Below are 1,450 nucleotides of genomic sequence, written 5' to 3'. Positions count from 1 at the left end.
CGCAGGCGATCGCCCGCGGCTACGTCGGCTCCGACACCGAGTTCAACTGCCTGAACTCCCTCTGGGAGCGCGAGTCCAACTGGAACGTTTCCGCCATGAACACGAGCAGCGGGGCCTACGGGATTCCGCAGTCGCTCCCCGGCGACAAGATGGCCAGCGCCGGCGCCGACTGGCAGACCAACCCCGACACGCAGATCCGCTGGGGTCTCGGCTACATCCAGGGCCGCTACGGCTCGCCCTGCAACGCCTGGGCTCACTCCGAGTCCGTCGGCTGGTACTAACAGGCGGTTTCCGTGGGACGGAAGCAACGCCGCGGGCCCGCGCCGCAGGCGGTCGATCCGCACGCGGATCCCTCTGCTGAGCTGCGCGCGCGCATCCTGGGCAGCCAGGAACGCGCCACGCGGGGCGGGCGCGAGTGGCAGACCCGCCAGATCCCGGCGACCCGGGCGACGAAGGTCTACCGCTGCCCGGGATGCCCGAACGACATCCCCGTCGGCCAGGCGCACCTCGTGGTCTGGCGCGCCGATCACCTCTTCGGCGATGACGCCGGGGTCTCCGAGCGACGGCACTGGCACAGCCACTGCTGGCGACTCGCCTAAGCAAGCCCGATTGTCTCAGCGAGCCCGGACGCCGCACGCCCCCGCGTCGTCACCCGGGTCAAATCCGAGCGGCCCGGAGCGGGGGGAGCGCCGCAGACCGGCTTCCCCCCCGCGTCCTCGGCGCCTAGGCCTCCGCGTCGGCCTCCCGCTGCGCCGCGCGCTGGGCGTCGTCCTCCCCGGCAGCCGAGCCGTCGGCGGGGGAGTCCTCCGTCTGCCGCACGGCAATGTCCGTCGCGTTCGCGGTGGCCGTGCTCATCTTGGTCGCGTTCGTGAGTACCTCGCCGAGGCTCTCGAAGTAGCGCGCGACCGCGCCGCGCTCCACCTTCAGCTGCGCCATCCGGTCCTCGGCCGCCGCGAGCACGGTCTGGCTGCGGTTCTCGGCGGCGGTGAAGGTCGCGTGCGCGCGGTCCTCGGCCTCGCCGATGATCCTCGCGGCCTGCGCCTCGGCCTCCTCGCGGATGCGCCGGGCCTCCGTGCTGGCCGCGTCCGCGGAGCGCTCGATCTCCGTGCGCCGCTCCTGGGCCTGCTGCGTGAGCCGGGACAGCTGTTCGTTTGCCTCGGCGAGCAGCTGCTCGGTCGTGGCGGTGACCTCCGCGTGCCGGGCGCGCAGCTCCTCCTCGAGGGCGCTGCGCTGCTCCGCGACGCTCAGATCGGTGACCCGCTTTGCCTCGTCGATCTCCGCCCGCAGCTCGGCGGCGTAGGCCTCGGTCTCCTGGCGCAGGGTCGCGAGCGCGGCATCCTCGGCGTGCCGGGTCGTGGCGAGCTCCTCGACCGTGTTGGCGCGGAGCAGGTCGGTCTCCTCGGTGACGCTGGCCCGCAGGCCGCGCACCTCACGGTCGATTGCCTCGCGG

At 73.2% G+C, this 1,450-nt stretch carries 1 protein-coding gene and 2 pseudogenes; 2 read left to right on the top strand and 1 reads right to left on the bottom strand.

Annotated features, from left to right (window positions below):
• Positions 1–281 (top strand): annotated as a pseudogene (locus tag OOT08_RS01090) (hypothetical protein); the annotation flags it as partial.
• Between the two features lie 12 nt (positions 282–293).
• Positions 294–599: an ATP/GTP-binding protein gene (locus OOT08_RS01085; protein WP_325090738.1), complete on the top strand. Its 306-nt coding sequence runs from the start codon at positions 294–296 to the stop codon at positions 597–599.
• Between the two features lie 124 nt (positions 600–723).
• Here the strand turns inward: OOT08_RS01085 and OOT08_RS01080 are convergent.
• Positions 724–1,450, bottom strand: a pseudogene (locus OOT08_RS01080) (hypothetical protein); the annotation flags it as partial.

This window comes from Leucobacter sp. M11 (genome assembly GCF_035726885.1).
In the GTDB taxonomy this organism is placed as follows: Bacteria; Actinomycetota; Actinomycetes; order Actinomycetales; family Microbacteriaceae; genus JAPFRB01.
The sequence above is the reverse complement of the archived record's forward strand: the minus strand, read 5'-3'. Positions and strand labels throughout refer to the sequence as shown.